This is a genomic window from Pseudoalteromonas sp. ABE4_541 (assembly GCF_056312285.1).
This window is the reverse complement of the sequence record NZ_JBSVEM010000010.1, coordinates 40,355-59,947: the sequence shown is the minus strand read 5'-3', so window position 1 is coordinate 59,947 and position 19,593 is coordinate 40,355. Positions and strand designations below refer to the sequence as shown.

Genomic DNA, 19,593 nt, shown 5'->3' with positions numbered 1-19,593 from the left:
GGCTAAATATGACGCAATTTAAAAAAGCAACAGCTCTTGCGCTACTTATGTCTCTATCTGGCACTATGTACAGCAATGCAGCTGTGGCAGCGCCGGATTACGCTAAGATTGAAGAACGTAAGAACGCCAAAACCAAAATCATGGGTGAGCGTACAGGTAAGAAAGTGGTTAAAGCTTTCGATCTGTACAATGAGGATAAAATTGACGAAGCAATTGTATTGCTTAAAGAATTAGATCCTTCTAATGATTTTGATAAAGCAACAGTTAACCGTTACTTAGGTAACATGTACGCACAGAAAGAGCAGTATGACGAAGCGATTAAATATATTCGCCTAGCAGTTGCTCCTGATGTACTTAACTTCAAAGATCAAGCTGACTTATATAAGCTGCTTGGTGACCTTTATGCGGGAACCAGCAAGTTTAATGAAGCGATTAAAGTGTATAACGATTGGATGGACTTCACAGGTGAAGAAGATGCAAAAGTATATGCTCGTATCGCTCAGGGTTATTATGAACTTAAGCAATACAACAAAGTTGAAGAGCCAGCGAATAAAGCCATCAAGCTTGATAAAGAACCAAATAAGCAATACCACATGCTTAAAATTGGTGCGTTCTTTGAACTTAAAAAGTACAAAGAGGCTGTAAAAGTTGCAGAAACACTTGTAAAACTATTCCCAGAAGATTCAAAAATGTGGACTCAACTGGGTTCTTTCTACATGCAAGTTGAAGAGTATTCTAAAGGCTTGACTATCATGGAAGTGGCATATAACAAAGGCTACTTTGAGAAAGAAAACCATTACAAGATTTTAAGCAGCTATTACTCTCTTAACGAGATCCCTTACAAAGCAGCCGTCGTTTTCGAAAAGGCACTTAAAGAGGGTCATGTTGAGCGTACTAAACAAAATGTGACTGCTACTGCAAGTTATTACCACCAAGCCAAAAACTTGGTAACTGCTGCAAAATACTATGAAGAAGCTGCAAAGTTCGATAACGATGCGGAACTTTATAGAAAAGCAGGTAGCTTGTTATTAACAGAGCAAAAGTTCAGTGCAGCGGTAGAACGCTTAAACAAAGCACTTGAACTTGGTACAGACAAGGAAGGGACTACATACTCTGACTTAGCTGAAGCTTATCTATACCAAGAAAAGTATAAGCAAGCGTACCAAGCGATTGTTAAAGCTCAAGAAGATCCTAGAACACGCAAGTTTGCACGTGGTTGGGCAACGTTCATTAAGGACAAAGCACAACGCAAAGGCGTTAAGATCTAACAAAAAAAGCCCCAATCGGGGCTTTTTTATTACCTACAGTATTTTCAAAATATGCAAATATACTCTTCAAAACTTTTTAAATTTACGCTGTGCTTGGCGAGTACCTTATATCTAGCCGGTTGCGAAAAAGCAAAAGCACCAACAGCTATTAGCTATCAATCAGCCGAGGTTTCAATAAAAGAAGCGAATCAGTTACTTTCGCCTCAGGCAGCTGACAGCAAGCACGTTATATTGCCTTTCACTGAAGCGTATCTAGAGAAAAGACACGTAACTTATGAGCTTATCGATACAACATTACTCAATGAGACTCAACTAGATGAGCTTAACTATTTAAAAATTCAAGAGCGTTACCCCGAGCGCTACATAATGTGGCCAGCGCACGTTGATGTACTCAAAAACGCAGCGCAACTGAATATAGATAAACAAGCAATAGAAAATTGGCTTGCTGAGGTTGCTGCTAAATTGGAAGAAGCAAAAGAGAGTAAAATAGCGCTGTCTCGCATTGAATTATCAAAACTGAAAAGCTATCTCAATAGTGAGCCAAAAGGTGCCGCACTATTATCTTATTTACAAGACTATAAGCCACGAAGTGGTATTGGCCTTTACCAATTACCAAATGGAAAGGAATGGTACCAAAGTAAGCTTAATTTCTACTATACGAAGGCAATTGCGCCTAGAGAGTTACTCAACAGCGTACAACAGTCTTTATCCGACAAGTTTGTGGATGCGAGTGAAGAAGCTGATCGCTTAATAGAGCAAGGAGACAATATTGCTCTAGCAATGGCGCAAATGCGCTGTCAGCCTGAAAAAGGCCTTAATTGGTTAGACGGTTACACAAACCTACCAGCTACGCTTGCACACTGTGAGTTACGTCTTAGCAAGTATGAGCAGGCTTTAGTACTGGCATTGATGGAAGTTGATTTAGGCATTCATTATCAAGGTTGGTCTCTTAAGCAGTCACAAGTGACGCTTCAATCTAGGTTAGAGCTGACAGACAAACAAGCATATGAGCTGATTGAAGGGATTGCTTTACATCCTGCCAGCATTTTATCTTTTTTACCTAAAATTTAAGAGTGGTGATTTTTTTCGTAACAGTTTTGACACCGCTGGATAGTGGGATCTGACTTCAGTGCTTCAAGATCTAGCTGTGTCTCGCAGTCACAACAATAGCCAAATTGTCCGATATCAATTTGACACAATGCCGCCTCTAACTTTAATAAACGTTTAAAGTCTGGAAACTGCTGCGGGTTAAGTTGGTTTGCAGCAATATCCAACCAATCTGTTGGTGAGCTTTGCTCTAATCGCTGGGCAAGTTCATCGGCAAATTGATGACCCGAATGTTTTAGCTCGCTCAAAAATGAGTTACGTGCTTGTAAAAGCTCATTTTCCAATCGGTCTTGAAAGTTTCTTGTTTGTTCTGAATTCATAATAGCCCCTCCTGTGAGTGTCTATTATCATCAGCTTTCACAAGCGCTATTATGATTTGAATCAAGTGTCGGACATTTTGCGTATTTCTCAAGCACACTTACCACATCTTCTTTTCGCTTTAAGGTCTTTATTTCATCAAAGAGGGTGTGCGCTTGAGCGTATTCACGTTTTAAATAACCTAACCATTGCTTAGTTCGTGCTGAAAAATACTTTTCACTCACATTTGGGTCTTGATGCATGGACGAATGAAGTATGTGATAGATCACATTTTCCCAACTCAAAGCCTGATAGTCTGTGTTATAAACCTTGGCTTTTATTTTAGCTGCCAGATCAGGCATCGCCAGAGCGCCTCGGCCTAACATTAAATCATGACAGCCGCTTCGCATTTGACACAATAGCGCATCTTCAACTTGCCAAATTTCGCCATTAGCAACAACTGGAATCGTTAAACGCTTTAATAAAGGAGGGATTTTTTCCCAGTAAGCCGGTGGCTTGTAACCATCGCGTTTAGTGCGCGCATGAATGGCTAAGCTCGAAGCGCCAGCACTTTGCACGGCATCAACAATTTCGCTACTGTTGCTATCATCATCAAAGCCTAGGCGTATTTTGGCACTAACAACGTGCTCCTCTGGTACAGCGTCACGAACGGCCTTAATAATCTGATAAATTTGTTCAGGTTCTTTTAATAAAACCGCACCACCTTTACTCTTATTAACTGTTTTTGCTGGGCAGCCAAAGTTAAGGTCTACTCCATGGGAGCCAAGCATAACCGCTTTTCTCGCATTCGCCGCAAGTACGTGCGGGACTTGGCCCAGCAATTGTATTCTTACGGGGGTGCCTGCCCGTGTGTAGCCCTTGTTTAATAGCTCAGGGCAATAACGCATGAATACTCTGCGTGGTAAGGTTAAGTCAACGACACGAATAAATTCAGTTACGCATAAGTCGAAGCCACCAATATCGGTTAATAACTGGCGCATTTTAAAATCAACGACGCCTTCCATCGGGGCTAATACTAGTTTCATACTACTCGACTCATGTGTAAAAGGGTCGCCATTTTAAACGAGCAGCTAGACGATGCTAAGTAGAAATTTGCTTTTTTTTGTTTTTTGTTGAAATACTTTTAGTCTAAGTTTGGTCTTGTAGACAGAATCGTTTATTTCAACAGAGAGAACCATCATGAATACAATTAAGAAAAACTCTATCGCTTTAACTTTGGGTGCTGTCGTAGTTGGCACAGCTGGTTTAACAGCAACCGACGTACAAGCTAATCCTTTTGCATTTGAGGCTATGACAGCGGGTTACCAGCTTGATGGTGGCGAAGGTAAGTGCGGTGAAGGTAAATGCGGTGGCGAGCACAAAGGCAAAAAAGAAGGCAAGTGCGGCGAAGGTAAATGTGGTGGCGAGCACAAAGGCAAAAAAGAGGGCAAGTGCGGCGAAGGTAAATGCGGTGGCGAGCACAAAGGCAAAAAAGAAGGTAAGTGCGGCGAAGGTAAATGCGGTGGCGAGCACAAAGGCAAAAAAGAAGGTAAGTGCGGCGAAGGTAAATGTGGTGGTGACAAAAAAGCTAAAAAAGAAGGTAAGTGTGGCGAAGGTAAATGTGGTTCACACTAATTTTTAGTTTTTGAACAAGGGGTAGCCTTTGGCTACTCCATTGCTTTAGAGGTAAACAATGCAAGTAAATGAGTTGGGTAATGTTGGATTGGGGCTAAGAAGGGAAATGCTAGACGAGTTTTTACGCTCGCCACCATCACAAGCAAAATTTTTTGAAGTGGCGCCCGAGAACTGGATGCGCATGGGGGGCAAGTTTGGTAAGCAATTTGAGCAACTCACAGGACAGCACACGTTTATTTGCCATGGTTTATCTTTGTCTTTGGGCTCACCAGCGCCCTTAGACGTCGCTTTTGTAAAAGAACTCAAATCGTTTTTTAAAACACATAACATCAAGTTATATAGCGAGCACTTAAGCTACTGCTCAGGTTCAGGTCATATGTATGATTTGATGCCAATTCCTTTTACGGAAGAGGCCGTAAAGCATGTGGCGCACAGAATACGTCAAGTTCAGGACATACTAGAGCAGCGTATAGCGGTTGAAAACGTGTCGTACTATGCAGCTCCTGGTCAAGAGATGACAGAGCAAGCCTTTACCTTGGCGGTTTTAGAAGAAGCAGACTGTGATTTACTGCTCGATGTGAACAACATTTACGTTAATAGTATAAATCATGGTTACGATGCACAGGACTTTTTACAGGCTATGCCAACTCAGCGCATTGCATATGGTCATGTCGCTGGTCATTATCAAGAAGCGGAAGATTTATTAGTTGATACGCACGGCGCGCCGGTGTGCGATCCGGTTTGGCAGTTACTCAGCAACGCCTATCAGCACCACGGTGTATTTCCGACCTTGTTGGAAAGAGACTTTAATATTCCAATAACCGACGAACTAGAAAGTGAAATGGCCCATATTGCAGCATTACAAAAACCATTCATGACAGCAATTAAAGGGGTGGCGTAATGTCATTTATTGAAGTGCAAAATGCATTTATGGCACATATTCGTGATCCAGACAATGCGTCTCAGCCTCAAGGAATTGAAGAGCGTCGGCTCAAAGTATACAAAGAACTTTTTTTCAACAACATTGAGGGGTTTGTTTCATCGGCTTTTCCGGTTTTAAAAAGTTTGTATCAAGAGGAAAATTGGCTCGCGCTAGTACGGCAGTTTTTTATTGAACACGATTGTGCTTCACCTCACTTTTTAGAGATAAGCCAAGAGTTTCTGCGTTATTTGCAAACGCAATATCAAGCCACCGAATTGGATCCGCCTTTTATGCTTGAGCTTGCGCACTATGAGTGGGTCGAGCTAGATGTCGCAGTATGTAAAAGTACCGACGACTACGATAAGGTCGTGGATATCGAACATGATGGCCTTTACTTGCAAGATACCGCACGTAACTTAAGTTACCAATTTCCGGTGCATCAAATATCTGTTGATTTTCAACCGACACAGCCCAGTGCACAACCGCATTACTTTGTCGTATATCGTGATAACGAGGATGAAGTGGCCTTTATTTCATCCAATGCAATGACCGCTTTGCTATTGCAAAGCGTAGAACAACAGCCGGGTATTTGCTTAGAAGTACTTGTATCACAAATACATCAACAATTACCACAGTTTAGCTATGAACAGTTATTTACTGGTGGCAAACAAACATTGGGTGCATTTTTGGAGCTGGGCATTATAGCAACCAAAAAAGTGCAATAAGGGTTTATCCAACCGGGCATTTCAATTATTATGTGCGCCGTTTTGTCGTGCTAATAATGAAGGTAGTAATCATGTCTAAAGGTGAATTTAAAGACCCATTCAACGCAACTTACTTTATCGCGTTTCTAGCAGTTTTTGCTGGTATCGGGTGCTTAAACGCAATCTTAGGTTGGGCAACTGCGCTAGCATAAGCTTACCTTGATTGCGATAGGCTGCATATGCAGCCTTTTTTGTACATTTATGCAACGCTTTGCACACTTTCGAGCATAATCCCACTCCCTACCGTTCCATGTTTGGTCATTCTTGTTATAATCAGCTTCTTTGAAAGTTTATTTAACAAAGCGTGCCAAAATGACACAAGTTAATTCGTTAAAGATAAAAGAAAGTATTGTTACTATTGAGAACTACCCAAAACCGGGCATCATGTTCCGCGATGTAACAACCCTAATGGCTAACCCAGAGGCGTTTAAAGCGACCATCGACAGCTTTGTAGAAGCCTACAAAGATAAAGGCTTTACCAAAATTATTGGTACTGAGTCGCGTGGTTTTATTTTTGGAGCGCCACTGTCTTACGCATTAGGTATTCCTTTTATTCCAGTACGAAAGCCAGGCAAATTGCCTAGAGAAGTAATTTCACAGTCTTATCAATTAGAATATGGCGAAGATACATTGGAGCTTCACTCAGATTCGATTGCAGAAGGTGACAAAGTACTGTTGGTCGATGATTTACTCGCTACTGGCGGTACCATTGAAGCCACCGCAAACCTAGTTAAACGCCTTGGCGGTAATGCGACTGACGCTGCGTTTGTGGTGTCGTTGCCTGAATTAGGTGGCGAAAAGCGTATCGTTGATATGGGTATTAACGTACTGAAACTTGTAGAGTTCGAAGGCGAATAATATGAGTTATCAAGTTCTAGCGAGAAAGTGGCGTCCGCAAACTTTTCATCAATTAGTTGGCCAACAGCATGTAAAGCAAGCGTTAGTCAACGCATTGAATGAGCAGAGATTGCATCACGCTTACTTATTCACTGGAACTCGGGGCGTTGGCAAAACCACCATCGCCCGTATTTTTGCCAAAAGCTTGAATTGTGATCAAGGCATTACGTCAACGCCCTGTGGGCAGTGTAGTAGTTGTCAGGACATCGAAGCAGGCAAGTTTATTGACCTTATCGAGATCGATGCCGCATCTCGTACCAAGGTAGAAGACACTCGAGAAATTTTAGATAACGTGCAATACGCGCCTACCCGTGGCCGATACAAAGTGTATCTCATCGACGAAGTACACATGTTGTCAAAGCATAGCTTTAACGCGCTGCTTAAGACCCTTGAAGAGCCGCCACTGCATGTTAAGTTTTTACTCGCCACCACCGATCCGCAAAAACTGCCTGTTACCATTTTATCTCGCTGCTTACAGTTTAATCTCAATGCTATGTCGCAAAACGAGATCATTACACAGCTGAGTGACATTTTACCGCAAGAGCAAGTGAGCTTTGAGCCGCAGGCGCTACAGGCGTTGGCCAAGGCCGCGGATGGCAGTATGCGAGATGCGTTAAGCTTGACCGACCAAGCCATTGCGCAAACCAATGGTGCGCTTTCGTTGACTGCTATTCAGCAAATGTTGGGCCTCATGGACAGCGCGCATGCTGTGCGCTTGTTATCAGCCATAATTTGCCAAGATCCCGATAGCTTATTGCAAAGTATTGATAATATCGCCACACAAAACGGTAATTTTGTCAGTGTACTGGATGATTTAATTGCGCTGACCCATGCCATGCAGCTAGCGCAATTGGTGCCACAAGCGGCGCGCCTTAGTGATTTTGACCCACAAGATGTCGCCATGCTGGCCGAGCAGATTGGGCCAGAAAAAGTGCAGCTGTATTATCAATTGCTACTTAATGGTAAACGTGACTTGCAATGGGCGCCAGAGCAAAAGCTGGGTTTTGAAATGCTGATGCTACGTTTGTTGGCGTTTGAGAAAACCAATTTGCAAGCAACTGGACCTGCAACGCAATCGACACCAGCAAAGTCACCGAGCAAAAAGGTTGATGGATTAAGAGCGCTATTAAATAAGTCAGATCAGGCAACTGCTGTTTCAAATATGCCTGTCGTGAACGAGCCAGTTCAACAGTCACCTCAGTCTATGCCGACTCCAGTTCAAGACATGGCTGCGCACAGCGCGCCTCAGCACTCACAGCCTGCGCCGGTCAATGAACAAGCGCATACAGCGAGTGACGCGCAAACAGAGCAATTAGCAAATGACTTTGCGGATGAGCAGCAAGAAAACATGTTTGCAGAGCAATACGAACAGGTATTGACACAAGCCAGCGACCAAGGTTTTGTGCCGCAAGCACCGCAAGCACCGCAAGCACCGCAAGCACCGCAAGCACCGCAAGCACCGCAAGCACCGCAAGCACCGCAAGCACCGCAAGCACCGCAAGCAGCTGAGCAGTCTTCAGCACAGCCTGAGCACGCCAATATCGCAGACAAAGAAAAACAAGCCCAGTCTGCCATCGCGCGCATTTTACAAAACAGGCAAATATCCGGTGCAGGGCAACTCTTGCAAGGGCAGGGGGATGACGCAAAAAAGCCTCAGGCGCAACAAGCGCCAGCAACCCCGATAATAACCCCGCCGGCTAAAAAAAAGGTCGACTTTAAAACGCGACACAAAACCAAGCAAGAAAACTTAGCACCAGAATTATTGCAACAAATTGCGCCATCAACACCAAGCAAAGATGTTGAGCCGCAAGCGCCAACGATTCCAGTGCCGGAAGATTTTAGTAGCCCAATCAGCGACATTAAATTTGCCCACCAGCAAGATGAATGGGCGCACTTAATAAAACGTATGGGATTGGGTGGCAGGATGCGCCAATTTGCGCTGCATTCAATCTTTAATAAAGACGGCCACACATTTAAGCTTGAAGTTGACCAAAGCCAGCAACACTTAGATAGCCCGATGTTACGCCAAAAGCTCACGGCGTCTTTGTGTGATATTTACGGCTATGAAGTAACGCTCGACATAAATTTTGCGCCGGGTGTGATCGACTCACCGTATTTAATACAGCAAAAAATAGACGCTGACCGCTATCAACAGGCCGTTGATGTAATTAACCAAGATACAAATGTGGTACAGTTTGTAGAAGAATTTGACGCAACGGTGGATGAAAATACCGTTCAGGCATTGTAATCAAGTACAATAGCCCTTATCTTTTAGCCCAATTGAATTGATGTAAGAGAGCATATTATGTTTAAAGGTGGAATGGGTAACATGATGAAGCAAGCGCAGCAAATGCAAGAGCGCATGCAAAAAGCCCAAGAAGATATTAAAAACTTAGAAGTCACTGGTGAAGCAGGTGCAGGTCTTGTAAAAGTAACCATGCTTGGTAGCCACAACGTACGTCGTGTTGAAATTGACGAAAGCCTAATGGAAGACGACAAAGACATGATTGAAGACCTACTAGCGGCCGCGGTAAACGATGCAGTGCGTCGCGTTGCAGAAGAATCTGAAAAGAAAATGTCAGCTATCACTGGCGGTATGCAATTACCACCAGGCTTCAAAATGCCATTCTAAGTTTTAGATAAAACGAGTTTTAAGATAGCGCCCAATGGCGCTATTTTTTTGTTTGTAGTTAGAGGGGGATAAGCTGTGAGTAAGGGCGATTGAATATAGAGCAACTCAATGGATTAAACTTTTGATGTTTTAGGCCGACATTAAAGAAGTAACAGCTAATAAATAAGGAGTGTTTATGAAATTACAAGACGGCTCAAGGAGCCCTGCCGTTCACCTGCAAAGCACAGAGCAAAACTTGCAGCAAACAGCCGCTAATCACCATGCAAAAGGTGAAGAATTCGCGCCAAAAAAGTCCGATACATCCGTCGGGAGTAACAAGCAAGAACAAGTTGGTTTTAAAGCCTTACTCGCGGTCGAAGATTTTGATATCAACAACATATCACCTAAAGAGTTCAATAACTTAATAAAGGACATTACTCATCTATCAAGTGACACTGGTGGAATGGATGAGAGTTCGATGCAAGGGCTAAGCCATTTTAGGGTGTCTCTTGAGGTGCTCATGTTCACTGGGCAATTAGACCCTAATTCAAAGCTAAATATGCAGCAGTATATTAACGATTATACAGAACAGTCGGAACGCTTATCCGAGCAGGACGATAAAACCTACGGCTTTACACCAATTTATGCTAATCAATCTAAACAGGCAATAAGTACCTATTTTACTCAATCTAAATTGGAACATTTACAGTTAGAAGCCATTGAATTCTTGAAGAAAGGCGGCGGCAATTTAGTCGATAAAAAAGTGTAATATGTGAAAATAACGCCGTAGATACAGCGTTATTTTCCATTAACCAAGTGCAAAGGTGTCCTTCAGTAAAGGTTTCCTCATGTTATATGGTCACTTCCCTTGTTTTTATTTCTCATATGGGTGCAAGCTAACTCACCTTAATGGTATGTGTGTTGAGGGTTGCTCTTTTGTGGCTGCTCTTTTGACTGGATAGATTCAATCGCAGTTGATGAAGCTGGTAAACTTGTTAGATTGCGGCCAAATATCAAATATATTTCATAGGCTTGGACTAGGTTCATCACCGTTTTACCGCTTTCAAAATTGCTGATGGTGGCTTGGTCAACATCCAGCAAAGTCGCCAGTTGCTTTTGTGTGAGCCCGCGCTCTTTTCTGAGCTTGCGTATCATAGTTTGTAACTCGTTCTTAAAATGGGTAACAAGGGCTTGTCTGCGAGCGGTATTATGCTTCATCGTCGTCTCCTTAGAGCAAAATGGTGTTGATCAAGTTAACGGCGTTTTTGATGGGCATGGCTCTTTGCTTAACGAGTTCGCCTGATACCCCTTGTATTGCTTCATAATCATCTAAAAAGAGTGCTAAATCATATTGCGTACTGTTATGGCTTTTAAGGTGCACCAATACGTAGCAGCGCAGGTGCAATGCATCAAGTTTACGTATTAAGTCGATGTCTTGCGCGGTCATACTAGGTTTAAGACTACTTGTGAGTTTATTGGCAAACACATGTTTAATATAAACCGCCTGTTTGTACTTTTGATAGATGTAAATATCTTTAAAACCATTCACTGGTTTAACCGTGCCATTGATGCCATTTAATAAGCTGATACCTTCCATAGTGCTCTCTCTAATTGTTTACGATATGTGAGCATTATGGTTATGAGCGTGTGAAAAAATCTCCACACACTTGAAAATATTCTAATTTATTTGGGTCCGCAGCTTTTGGGTAAGCAGGATTAAACAAGGACAAGAGTTCGGCTGGATGAGTAATCAAAAAGTGATGAACATGGATTGTGGCTGGTAATCTAGCTGCCAGCCCGTATTTTTATAGGGCAATATATTGTTTATTAAAAGAGATAAAATGCACTGTTAAAGCGCATTGGCTTTATCTGAATGATTTGACTTGGCTTCACAAATCATCATGGTGAGTAAGCTGACACAGCAAAGTGCCCATGCGAGATAGATCAGCGCTTCAAAGTTATCGTAAATGAGGGTCCAAGATGTCATGTCAAAGACAATAAACGCTATATCTTCAGCAAAGGCTAGAAGATAAATTGTTGTCATATAAAGGTAAACCCAATGAAAAATGCCATCATAGTGAGTGTGCTTTACTTGGTTTGACGTTGATATGAGACGTGACAGTTGTACTCTAAAAATAAGTACTAGAACCGTTAATAGGCTAAGTAGCAGCTGTGTACCATAGATCAACGAACTTTGTAGTAATGCATTTTCTTCAGGTGTTACCACATTGATTAAACCTGTCTCAAAAATGATGGTAGAAAGGCCGGTTATCACCAATATAAAGCCTGATATATGTGCCATATTGATGTTTTTTGTGTATGTACTCACCGCTATGGTTCCACCCAATAGCAATAAATACAAGTAGGTCACTGTACTCGCGTTCCAAAGTTGACTAAAAATAAATGCAACGGTCACAATGTCGAGCAATTTGGCTTTACCATTGCTATTTGCTTCTTCACGGATGGTCTTAATTTGGCTAAACAGTACGGCCAAGTCTAACTTGCAGCATTGTAACCAGCGAAAGAGCTTTTTAGCGGGAATATCACTCACACCCAACTCATAATTAATGATGGTTTTTCTATCCACATCGAGCTTGCGCGCCATCATTTGTTGCGTGATATTAGCGCGTACTCGTACCGCTTTTAAATCGTCACCGTCAATCATGTTTTATGCTCAGTCATACGCTAAAGCGCTTATTCAAAGTGCATTAGCTTTATCTGAATGGTTTGTTTTAGCTTCAACAATCATCATGGTGAGTAATGCGCCGCAGCATACAGCCCACGCAATATATATTAGCCCTTCAAATTTATCGTAGATTAGAGTCCAAGACTTTAGCTCAAAATAGGACCAAGCCACGTTTTCCAGTAAAGCTAATAAGTAGACGATAGATGTGTATATATATATCCAATGAAAAACGCCATCAAAGTGCGTTAGCTTAATATTTTCTGATTTTGAAATTAGTCTTGAGAGTTGTACTCTGAAAATTAAAACAAGAACAAGCGCTAGACTAAAGAGTAAATGGGTACCGTAAACAAGTGTACCTTGCAGGAGTTTATTGTTATCGGGTGTTAAATAATTTATGAAGCCCGCCTTAAAAATAAAATAATTAACACCGTATGTGAGAAAAGTGAACCCTGCAATATGAGCCATGTTGACATTTCTCATGAAGGTACCTATTAAAATAGCTATCCCAAGCAGTACTAAATAGAGATGAGTTATTAGTTCTGGATTACACAGCTGACTAATTAAAAAAGCTAAGGTGACAGCATCAAGCAACCTAGTCCGGCCGTTATTATTTGCTTCTTCACGGATGGTCTTAATTTGACTAAACAGTACGGCCAAGTCTAACTTGCAGCATTGTAACCAGCGAAAGAGTTTTTTAGCGGGAATATCACTTACACCCAGCTCATAATTTATGATGGTTTTTCTATCCACATCGAGCTTGCGCGCCATCATTTGTTGCGTGATATTAGCGCGTACTCGTACCGCTTTTAAATCGTCACCGTCAATCATGTTTTATGCTCAGTCACACGCTAAAGCGCTTATTAAAGCGCATTAGCTTTATCTGAATGGTTTGTTTTAGCTTCAACAATCATCATGGTGAGTAATGCGCCGCAGCATACAGCCCACGCAATATATATTAGCCCTTCAAAGTTATCGTAGATTAATGTCAATGATTTAATATCGAAAAGGATATAAGCGATATCTTCAAGTAAGGCTAAAAGATTAATCACTGCCATGTAAAGGAATATCCAATGAAAAATGCCATCAAAGTGTGTTAACTTAACGTTTTTTGATTTAGAGATAATTCGTGATATTTGCACTCTAAAAATTAATATCAGAGCGAGTGATAAACAGGATAGAAATTGAGAACCATAAATTGAGACACTTTGCAGAAGAGGGTTATCATCAGGTGTTGCTTCGTTGATCAAACCGGTTTCAAAGATGATATGACTGATACCAGTAACAACAAAAATAAACGCTGCGATATGGGTAATATTAACATTCTTTATGTATACACCATACGCAGCACATACACCGAGCACTGATAAATACATAGGAGTGACTATGCTATCATCCCATAGCTGGATGTAAAAAACAGCTAGTGATGCAATACTCAACAAAATCATATGTGAAAGTTTCATTTCCTATCCTTGTGAATCAATAGAAGGCGTTGTTGGAAAGGCGATAAATTGAATACCAGCAGATGCAGCTCTAGGACGCTTATTGGCTGTAGCGCCACCAGACACCTCAGCACATTGACTAGTTGAAAGCTCGCAAACCGTTTTTTGAACTCTTGGGAGTACATATACGGCAGCTGCACCAAATACCGAAGAACAAGTATTAATGGATAGAACGCGCTTATCAGCCACATTTTTTTTAATACTAGGAGGATTATTTGGCACTGTGCCACCCGCTACCAACTCACAATCCCTTTTTGCTATTTCCTTTTGCTTTCCATTCGCCTTTATAAATAAATTCATAGAGCTAAACGCACGGTGTAGGCTTAATTTGTTCATGGTTCTTCATCCTGTAAGTTGGGCTTTTCTTTGCCGTTTGTGATATCACGGATCTGTTTTATTTCGTTTAATAACGATCCGGCATCTATCTTACAATATAAAAACCACAAAAAAAGCTGTTTTGAACGAATATCACTCACACCTAATTCGTAATTTATGATGGTTTTTCTATCACATCTAAGCTTTTTTGCCATCGCTTCTTGGGATATACCGGCATTGACCCGCATAGCTCTTAAATCATCACCCTCTATCACGCCCATATCCTTTTTATTGTTGGGGAGATTTTCCACAGTTAAATATACATGGTGTTAACAACGAAGTGCAGATGTTAAAACGAGAAGGACATGTCAACGTTGTCAATGCTTAAGCTGAACACAGTGACAGCTGTAAAAACAAGCAGAGAACAGGATATTTAAAAATACACTCAAGATCAACAAATCATTTACATTGTTTGGTTTTGTTTCTTAACTTAATCGCCGCCTTAAGGCTAATCGCCAATCTAAAACTTATTCGACGCTCTGAATCTAATCACTAATCTAACCCCATTCGTCACCCTGAACTTGTTTCAGGGTCTTTGCAGTTGATGTGTTAGTGCACCATACAACCAGATCCTGACCTGCGTCAGGATGACGGGATATGTGAGGTTAGTGTCACTCTATATCTACTCACAACCCTAAACCCATTCGTTACTCTAAACCTAATCACCAATCTAACCCCATTCGTCACCCTGAACTTGTTTCAGGGTCTTTGCAGTTGATGTGTTAGTGCACCAAACAACCAGATCCTGACCTGCGTCAGGATGACGAAGGTATAGAAGAGGAAGCATCACAGTAACATTTTATTCAGTTGTTATTAGTCTAAAAATCATATGGTTATATGTAATTCAAAAGCGGTGTTAGCGCTTCTTTTGATACTTTCAGCACAAAATCAGCTAAACATCATACTGGCGTCAGGTGTTCTAACATCAATTTATATAACTTGGTAACTTATTCACACACACTAATAAAAAAGGATAAGTGATGCGTTATATAGCTATGCCCATTTTGTCATTGTTTTGCATGCTCACAATGAGCGTGAAAAGTATGGCTCAAGATAAGCCCTGCGTGGCAGAGCAAGAATACTTTGGTGAGCAGCCGCCGAGTTTAATGCCAAAATTATTTCAACCCAAAATAGTCTCGCCAGAGGGGCGTTTTGAAAGCGGGATGTTTAACCATGATATGACCGAGTTTTATTTCACCCGTAAAAATGGCCAATATAAACGGCGCGCCTTTTTTGTTATTCGTTATGAAAATGGCTGCTGGGGAGAGGTGACTGAGACGGATATACGCTGGCCGCAATTTTCTGATGACGGCAAGGTGATGCGCCTTGGTAAGCATTATAAAGAGCGCACTGCAACAGGTTGGTCAGAGCTAAAAAGCCTAGGCTCTTTTATACGAGAGCAAGGGCATGGTTTATCTGTGTCGGCAAACGGGACTTATTATTTTCCGTTTTATAAAAAGGAAGATAATGGTCATGGCAACATCGGCTATTCGAAGCGAGTGAATGGTCAATACCAAGACCCAGTGAAGCTTGGGCCTCAGATCAATACTGGAGAGTGGATAGCACACCCTTATATTGCACCCGATGAATCCTATTTAATGTGGGATGTGGTGCGCGATGTCGGTCACGGTGGCTCGGATATTTATATCAGCTTTAAAAACAAACAAGGGGCGTGGTTGCCCGCCATTAATATGGGTGAGCATATCAATACCGACTCAAATGAAAGTTCCCCTTGGGTTAGCCGTGACGGCAAGTACTTTTTCTTCTCTCGTGGTGATTGGCATCGTAAAGAAGATGGTAGCAAAAACTGGGTAGGTAAAAGCTATTGGGTTGATGCCAAAGTGATAGAAAACTTACGGCCTAAGCAGTAAGCAGCTGCAAAACTCGGTGTGCGCGGCGTCGATTGGCGCCACGCATCGCGTGTTATTTGAAATATAACGGCACTCATTTAGCGCGGTGGGATTCTGAAACAAGTGCAGAGTGACGGGGCAATTTCAGAATGATGGCTTAAGTTTAGAATGATGGCTTAAGTTTAGAATGATGGCTTAAGTTTAGAATGATGAACTAGGCTCAAATATGGGCTAATGAACAAGGCTACTGCGCTCAAACATGTGTCTGCCGTCATCCTGACGAAAGTCAGGATCTCCTAAACTATCACCACTGTGCTGATATACATTTTTAATTCAAATGAGAGACTGATTTTGAGCGTTATTTTATTTAACGCTGTTTATACTTGTTATCAAGTTTTTGAAACGCGTCATAATTTCGTCATCATACTATCGCCATTTCGTCATTGATTGTTGCCTAATTGGTAACATTACAAAAGTAGCATCCGCTTCTGGTTAATTTTGGTCATTTACGCAGAAGTAGAAGTAACAATGAATAACATCCTCTCGACAAGCCTAGCCGCTGCGCTAGCATTATCTGGTTTTAGTGTCAGTCAATCAGTACAGTCAGCTCAGCTTATCTACAACACGCAGGTCAAAGTGGTGAGTGCCAATTTGTGGCACGATTTGAGCGCAAAAGCGCATTATTACGATGTAGGCGTGGCCGAGTTTAAGCACCTTGATGCGGATGTTATTTTTACGCAAGAATCGGATGGCGCGAACGCTCGATTGGCGCATGATTTAGGCATGTACTTTTGGCAAGGTGACTATTCCAAGAGTTCTGTGGGTATTTTATCTAAGTTCCCGATTAAGCAAGTCATAGACGGCGATGCAAGCAGCAGCCATATTGGCGTGGTGTTAGATGTAAACGGACAAGATGTGGCGGTATTTTCAAATCACTGGAATTACACCCAATATGTCACCTACGACGCACGCGGTGCCAATGGCACCACTTGGCAAGCTAGAAAGCATTGTAAAGCAGTCACCGACAGCGCTGAGCTTGATAAACTAAATGATTTATCGCAGCGTCCAGTGCAGGCAAATAGCTTGTTGGCGTCACTCAAACCTTACCTGGAACAGGGCGTTCCAGTGTTCGCTGGAGGCGATACGAATGAGCCAAGTGGGCTTGATTGGACAGCTGTAACGGCCAATATGTTTGATCACAATGGCACGGTGTACGATTATAAATCGCACCGTATTATTCGTGCTGGTGGCCTAACCGACAGTTATCGCGCACTTTATCCAAACCCTGTTACACACCCCGGTGCGTCATGGCCATTTCGACAAGAAGACAGCTGGGCCAAAGGCGCATCTTATGACAAAGAGTGTGGCCGTGCGCTGGATGACAGAGATAGAATCGACTTTATTTACTACAACAAACATGCACAAGACGTGACCTTGCAAAGCGCCGCGTTTGTTGGCCCGCGTTTTAGTACTTACTTTACAGGTCCTGATGGGCAAGACGCGAACTACAACTGGCAAGACCCCCATGTTGGGCGTTTAGTGAATAGCACAACACAAGAGCCCGAGTACGGCATCTATGATTTCCCATCGGATCATCTTTGGTATCAAACCACCTTTGTGGTCAAAACGCCTTTTGATAAAAGCACCACACACTCACTTGATCACAATCCGAAATTTGGCAATGTGGCACTCAGCGCTTTGGGTCACGACTTAAAAGTGACGTTTACATTAGCAAACAACCAATTTATGGGCACACATATTAGCTACAGCGTGAATGCTGCGGCCCATAACGCCAGCCCATCAAACTACAGTGGTGGTAGTGTGGCTGTAACGGCAAATAATGGCGAGCAATATTCACTGGTTATCGACAAATCTTTTTTAGCCAGTCAACTAGACAAAAACACGGTGCAGCTGCGCCTATTTCATAAAAACGGTGCGTCGCCTAGAGTGGATGCCGTAGTCGATTTAAGCTGGGCTGATATAAAAGCACTGATAAATTTTGATGTAAACGAACAGGTCGAAATTAGCGCTTCAAAAAGTATTTATGGCGTGAATGAAAACATTATAGCCAACTTTAGTAATGCGCCGGGCAATGCCAAAGATTGGATTGGAATTTACCATAAAGGCAACCCAAGTGATGGCTCGGTTTACTCCATCGATTGGCAATATATTCATAGTGAAACATCGGGCAGTAGAACATTTAACGGGCTGCCTGCTGGGGAGTATTTATTACGCGTGTTTGAAAACAATGGTTATACACTATTGGCTGAGACGAGCTTCTCGGTGCAATAACCCTGACTTCAATAAGAAGTGGGCAAGCTACTTGGCTAAACCGTTATATATTAAATGTTATTTTTAGAAAGCATTTAATATATGAATATTTTCATTTCATTTATTATAAATGATTAAAATTCTTTTCTTTAAATTCAAGCCAGACTCTGATTATATTTTAAATATAAAAAATAAACCTTGACATTTACTTTTGACTTTGGGATTTTGTCTGTACCCAAGATGAGGGTAAACACATAAAAAGGATATTATTATGACTTTAAAACTAAAAAAGCAAAATCTAAAAAAATTAAACAATAAAGATGCAGTGGCAATTGATGCTAAAGCAACTCAAAAAGTGGCTGGTGGCTATGCAACTGTAACAGGGTGTTTTGACAAAGGTTGTAAAGTTAACTAAGTTAATGCTGATAAGTGATCTACTTCGGTAGATCGCTTATATGCGAAAGGCAGATGCCGCTATTATTGCCATCTTTTCATTTTATCTATTCTCATTTGCCCTGAACGTTGCCATTCCTTCGCTGTAATTTCAGTAATCTTAAGTGTACTGTAACGGCCTGTTATGTTAATTTTGCACAGTTAACCATAAGAATTAATTTAACTTCAAAGCCAGCGGAAATCGAACGTATTTTATGCAATTATCACCCAGCTTAACCGCCTTAATTGAAGCCTTACGTTGCTTACCGGGTATTGGCCCGAAATCGGCGCAACGCATCGCTTTTCACTTGTTAGAACGTGACCGAGATGGTGGCACTCAATTAGGTGAATCCTTAACCAAAGCGATGCAAGTGATTGGCCACTGCCAATCTTGTAGAACATTTACTGAAAATACCCATTGTGATATCTGCCAAAGTATTAAGCGCCAAGATAGTCGCTTATTATGCATTGTTGAGTCGCCAACAGATGTATTGGCCATTGAGCAAACGGGACAATATCAAGGATTGTATTTTGTTCTGATGGGGCATTTGTCACCCATTGATGGCATAGGTCCAAAAGAGATTGGATTAGATTTGTTGGAGCAAAGGTTGTCGCAAGGCAATATTGATGAAGTGATCTTGGCAACCAACCCAACGGTTGAAGGTGAGGCAACTGCTCACTTTATTGGTGAACTTTGTCATAAGTATCATGTTGAAGCATCTAGAATTGCGCACGGTATGCCTGTGGGCGGCGAGCTTGATTTGGTGGATGGTATGACTTTGATGCATGCGTTTTCAGGTAGGCGTAGTTTAAATCAATAATCACGCATAGTTGCTTTTACGTTACTCGTAAGGTGATGAGACCCTGAAACAAGTTCAGGATGACAAAGTAGCCGCAACGCTGAATCCAATTAGTAAGACTACAGTGCTCTGATATACGGCTGTCGTCTTCCTGACATAATACGTTTAAGCGTAATCTT

At 41.9% G+C, this 19,593-nt stretch carries 22 protein-coding genes; 13 read left to right on the top strand and 9 right to left on the bottom strand.

Translation table 11 applies throughout. The features are described 5' to 3' along the window. Window positions 1-8: 8 nt before the first annotated feature. Entirely contained in the window at window positions 9-1,268 is a 1,260-nt protein-coding gene (locus ACW689_RS11465) for a tetratricopeptide repeat protein (RefSeq protein ID WP_476291439.1), read from the top strand. A 51-nt stretch (window positions 1,269-1,319) separates the two neighbouring features. Further along, a complete protein-coding gene (locus ACW689_RS11460) occupies window positions 1,320-2,339 on the top strand; it encodes a hypothetical protein (protein ID WP_476291437.1) in 1,020 nt (339 codons plus the stop codon). On the opposite strand, the gene ACW689_RS11455 is transcribed toward ACW689_RS11460, so the two are convergent. Beyond that, complete coding sequence (locus ACW689_RS11455) at window positions 2,336-2,695, bottom strand: conjugal transfer protein TraR (RefSeq protein ID WP_476291435.1); 360 nt, start codon at window positions 2,693-2,695, stop codon at window positions 2,336-2,338. The two genes, ACW689_RS11460 and ACW689_RS11455, sit on opposite strands and share 4 nt — an antisense overlap. Before the next feature lie 30 nt (window positions 2,696-2,725). Continuing rightward, window positions 2,726-3,718: a tRNA-dihydrouridine synthase gene (locus ACW689_RS11450; protein WP_476291433.1), complete on the bottom strand. Its 993-nt coding sequence runs from the start codon at window positions 3,716-3,718 to the stop codon at window positions 2,726-2,728. A gap of 154 nt (window positions 3,719-3,872) precedes the next feature. Between ACW689_RS11450 and ACW689_RS11445 the strand changes: the two genes are divergently transcribed. The 7 genes from ACW689_RS11445 to ACW689_RS11415 all read left to right on the top strand — a co-directional run bounded on the left by ACW689_RS11445 (window position 3,873) and on the right by ACW689_RS11415 (window position 10,270). Continuing rightward, the gene (locus ACW689_RS11445) at window positions 3,873-4,307 is read left to right on the top strand and encodes an HvfA family oxazolone/thioamide-modified RiPP metallophore (protein WP_476291431.1); all 435 of its coding nucleotides are present in this window, start codon (window positions 3,873-3,875) and stop codon (window positions 4,305-4,307) included. Window positions 4,308-4,365: 58 nt separating this feature from the next. Further along, window positions 4,366-5,208, top strand: coding sequence for an HvfB family MNIO-type RiPP peptide maturase (locus tag ACW689_RS11440; protein WP_476291429.1), 843 nt, complete (start codon window positions 4,366-4,368; stop codon window positions 5,206-5,208). Continuing rightward, entirely contained in the window at window positions 5,208-5,954 is a 747-nt protein-coding gene (locus ACW689_RS11435) for an HvfC family RiPP maturation protein (protein ID WP_476291427.1), read from the top strand. Before ACW689_RS11440 ends, ACW689_RS11435 begins: the two co-directional genes overlap by 1 nt. Window positions 5,955-6,305: 351 nt before the next feature. After that, on the top strand, window positions 6,306-6,851 hold the full coding sequence (gene apt / locus ACW689_RS11430; protein ID WP_476291425.1) for an adenine phosphoribosyltransferase: 546 nt from the start codon (window positions 6,306-6,308) through the stop codon (window positions 6,849-6,851). Between the two features lies 1 nt (window position 6,852). Further along, entirely contained in the window at window positions 6,853-9,138 is a 2,286-nt protein-coding gene (dnaX, locus tag ACW689_RS11425; RefSeq protein ID WP_476291423.1) for a DNA polymerase III subunit gamma/tau, read from the top strand. 57 nt (window positions 9,139-9,195) lie between these two features. Continuing rightward, window positions 9,196-9,522: a YbaB/EbfC family nucleoid-associated protein gene (locus ACW689_RS11420; RefSeq protein ID WP_476291421.1), complete on the top strand. Its 327-nt coding sequence runs from the start codon at window positions 9,196-9,198 to the stop codon at window positions 9,520-9,522. 175 nt (window positions 9,523-9,697) lie between these two features. After that, window positions 9,698-10,270 carry a hypothetical protein gene (locus ACW689_RS11415; RefSeq protein ID WP_476291419.1) on the top strand — a complete coding sequence of 191 codons (573 nt, stop codon included), beginning with the start codon at window positions 9,698-9,700 and terminating at the stop codon, window positions 10,268-10,270. A 137-nt stretch (window positions 10,271-10,407) separates the two neighbouring features. On the opposite strand, the gene ACW689_RS11410 is transcribed toward ACW689_RS11415, so the two are convergent. The 7 genes from ACW689_RS11410 to ACW689_RS11380 form a co-directional block, all read right to left on the bottom strand. After that, on the bottom strand, window positions 10,408-10,719 hold the full coding sequence (locus ACW689_RS11410; protein ID WP_476291417.1) for a helix-turn-helix transcriptional regulator: 312 nt from the start codon (window positions 10,717-10,719) through the stop codon (window positions 10,408-10,410). Between the two features lie 10 nt (window positions 10,720-10,729). Next, complete coding sequence (locus tag ACW689_RS11405) at window positions 10,730-11,098, bottom strand: hypothetical protein (protein ID WP_476291415.1); 369 nt, start codon at window positions 11,096-11,098, stop codon at window positions 10,730-10,732. Between the two features lie 252 nt (window positions 11,099-11,350). Next, window positions 11,351-12,166, bottom strand: a complete 816-nt coding sequence (locus tag ACW689_RS11400) for a helix-turn-helix domain-containing protein (protein WP_476291413.1) — start codon at window positions 12,164-12,166, stop codon at window positions 11,351-11,353. 33 nt (window positions 12,167-12,199) lie between these two features. Next, window positions 12,200-13,015, bottom strand: coding sequence for a helix-turn-helix domain-containing protein (locus tag ACW689_RS11395; RefSeq protein ID WP_476291411.1), 816 nt, complete (start codon window positions 13,013-13,015; stop codon window positions 12,200-12,202). A gap of 32 nt (window positions 13,016-13,047) precedes the next feature. After that, window positions 13,048-13,647 (bottom strand): hypothetical protein, encoded by a 600-nt coding sequence (locus tag ACW689_RS11390; RefSeq protein WP_476291409.1) that lies wholly within the window; start codon window positions 13,645-13,647, stop codon window positions 13,048-13,050. Window positions 13,648-13,650: 3 nt separating this feature from the next. Continuing rightward, on the bottom strand, window positions 13,651-14,022 hold the full coding sequence (locus ACW689_RS11385; protein WP_476291407.1) for a hypothetical protein: 372 nt from the start codon (window positions 14,020-14,022) through the stop codon (window positions 13,651-13,653). Next, window positions 14,019-14,276, bottom strand: coding sequence for a helix-turn-helix domain-containing protein (locus tag ACW689_RS11380; protein WP_476291405.1), 258 nt, complete (start codon window positions 14,274-14,276; stop codon window positions 14,019-14,021). Before ACW689_RS11380 ends, ACW689_RS11385 begins: the two co-directional genes overlap by 4 nt. Window positions 14,277-15,041: 765 nt before the next feature. Between ACW689_RS11380 and ACW689_RS11375 the strand changes: the two genes are divergently transcribed. From ACW689_RS11375 to recR, 4 genes are all read left to right on the top strand, one after another. Then, window positions 15,042-15,932: a hypothetical protein gene (locus tag ACW689_RS11375; RefSeq protein WP_476291403.1), complete on the top strand. Its 891-nt coding sequence runs from the start codon at window positions 15,042-15,044 to the stop codon at window positions 15,930-15,932. 507 nt (window positions 15,933-16,439) lie between these two features. Then, window positions 16,440-18,203 (top strand): endonuclease/exonuclease/phosphatase family protein, encoded by a 1,764-nt coding sequence (locus tag ACW689_RS11370; protein ID WP_476291401.1) that lies wholly within the window; start codon window positions 16,440-16,442, stop codon window positions 18,201-18,203. 250 nt (window positions 18,204-18,453) lie between these two features. Next, on the top strand, window positions 18,454-18,597 hold the full coding sequence (locus ACW689_RS11365) for a hypothetical protein (protein ID WP_476291399.1): 144 nt from the start codon (window positions 18,454-18,456) through the stop codon (window positions 18,595-18,597). A gap of 232 nt (window positions 18,598-18,829) precedes the next feature. Then, window positions 18,830-19,435: a recombination mediator RecR gene (gene recR, locus ACW689_RS11360; RefSeq protein WP_476291397.1), complete on the top strand. Its 606-nt coding sequence runs from the start codon at window positions 18,830-18,832 to the stop codon at window positions 19,433-19,435. Window positions 19,436-19,593: the final 158 nt, after the last annotated feature.

Excerpts from the sequence above, each read along its gene's own strand:
- apt (WP_476291425.1), top strand. The coding sequence starts at position 6,306 with ATGACACAAGTTAATTCGTTAAAGATAAAAGAAAGTATTGTTACTATT.
- ACW689_RS11395 (WP_476291411.1), bottom strand. The coding sequence starts at position 13,015 with ATGATTGACGGTGACGATTTAAAAGCGGTACGAGTACGCGCTAATATC.
- ACW689_RS11465 (WP_476291439.1), top strand. The coding sequence starts at position 9 with ATGACGCAATTTAAAAAAGCAACAGCTCTTGCGCTACTTATGTCTCTA.
- recR (WP_476291397.1), top strand. The coding sequence starts at position 18,830 with ATGCAATTATCACCCAGCTTAACCGCCTTAATTGAAGCCTTACGTTGC.
- ACW689_RS11390 (WP_476291409.1), bottom strand. The coding sequence starts at position 13,647 with ATGAAACTTTCACATATGATTTTGTTGAGTATTGCATCACTAGCTGTT.
- ACW689_RS11435 (WP_476291427.1), top strand. The coding sequence starts at position 5,208 with ATGTCATTTATTGAAGTGCAAAATGCATTTATGGCACATATTCGTGAT.
- ACW689_RS11445 (WP_476291431.1), top strand. The coding sequence starts at position 3,873 with ATGAATACAATTAAGAAAAACTCTATCGCTTTAACTTTGGGTGCTGTC.
- ACW689_RS11460 (WP_476291437.1), top strand. The coding sequence starts at position 1,320 with ATGCAAATATACTCTTCAAAACTTTTTAAATTTACGCTGTGCTTGGCG.
- ACW689_RS11385 (WP_476291407.1), bottom strand. The coding sequence starts at position 14,022 with ATGAACAAATTAAGCCTACACCGTGCGTTTAGCTCTATGAATTTATTT.
- ACW689_RS11415 (WP_476291419.1), top strand. The coding sequence starts at position 9,698 with ATGAAATTACAAGACGGCTCAAGGAGCCCTGCCGTTCACCTGCAAAGC.
- ACW689_RS11365 (WP_476291399.1), top strand. The coding sequence starts at position 18,454 with ATGACTTTAAAACTAAAAAAGCAAAATCTAAAAAAATTAAACAATAAA.
- dnaX (WP_476291423.1), top strand. The coding sequence starts at position 6,853 with ATGAGTTATCAAGTTCTAGCGAGAAAGTGGCGTCCGCAAACTTTTCAT.
- ACW689_RS11450 (WP_476291433.1), bottom strand. The coding sequence starts at position 3,718 with ATGAAACTAGTATTAGCCCCGATGGAAGGCGTCGTTGATTTTAAAATG.
- ACW689_RS11405 (WP_476291415.1), bottom strand. The coding sequence starts at position 11,098 with ATGGAAGGTATCAGCTTATTAAATGGCATCAATGGCACGGTTAAACCA.
- ACW689_RS11440 (WP_476291429.1), top strand. The coding sequence starts at position 4,366 with ATGCAAGTAAATGAGTTGGGTAATGTTGGATTGGGGCTAAGAAGGGAA.
- ACW689_RS11420 (WP_476291421.1), top strand. The coding sequence starts at position 9,196 with ATGTTTAAAGGTGGAATGGGTAACATGATGAAGCAAGCGCAGCAAATG.
- ACW689_RS11455 (WP_476291435.1), bottom strand. The coding sequence starts at position 2,695 with ATGAATTCAGAACAAACAAGAAACTTTCAAGACCGATTGGAAAATGAG.
- ACW689_RS11410 (WP_476291417.1), bottom strand. The coding sequence starts at position 10,719 with ATGAAGCATAATACCGCTCGCAGACAAGCCCTTGTTACCCATTTTAAG.
- ACW689_RS11370 (WP_476291401.1), top strand. The coding sequence starts at position 16,440 with ATGAATAACATCCTCTCGACAAGCCTAGCCGCTGCGCTAGCATTATCT.
- ACW689_RS11375 (WP_476291403.1), top strand. The coding sequence starts at position 15,042 with ATGCGTTATATAGCTATGCCCATTTTGTCATTGTTTTGCATGCTCACA.
- ACW689_RS11400 (WP_476291413.1), bottom strand. The coding sequence starts at position 12,166 with ATGATTGACGGTGACGATTTAAAAGCGGTACGAGTACGCGCTAATATC.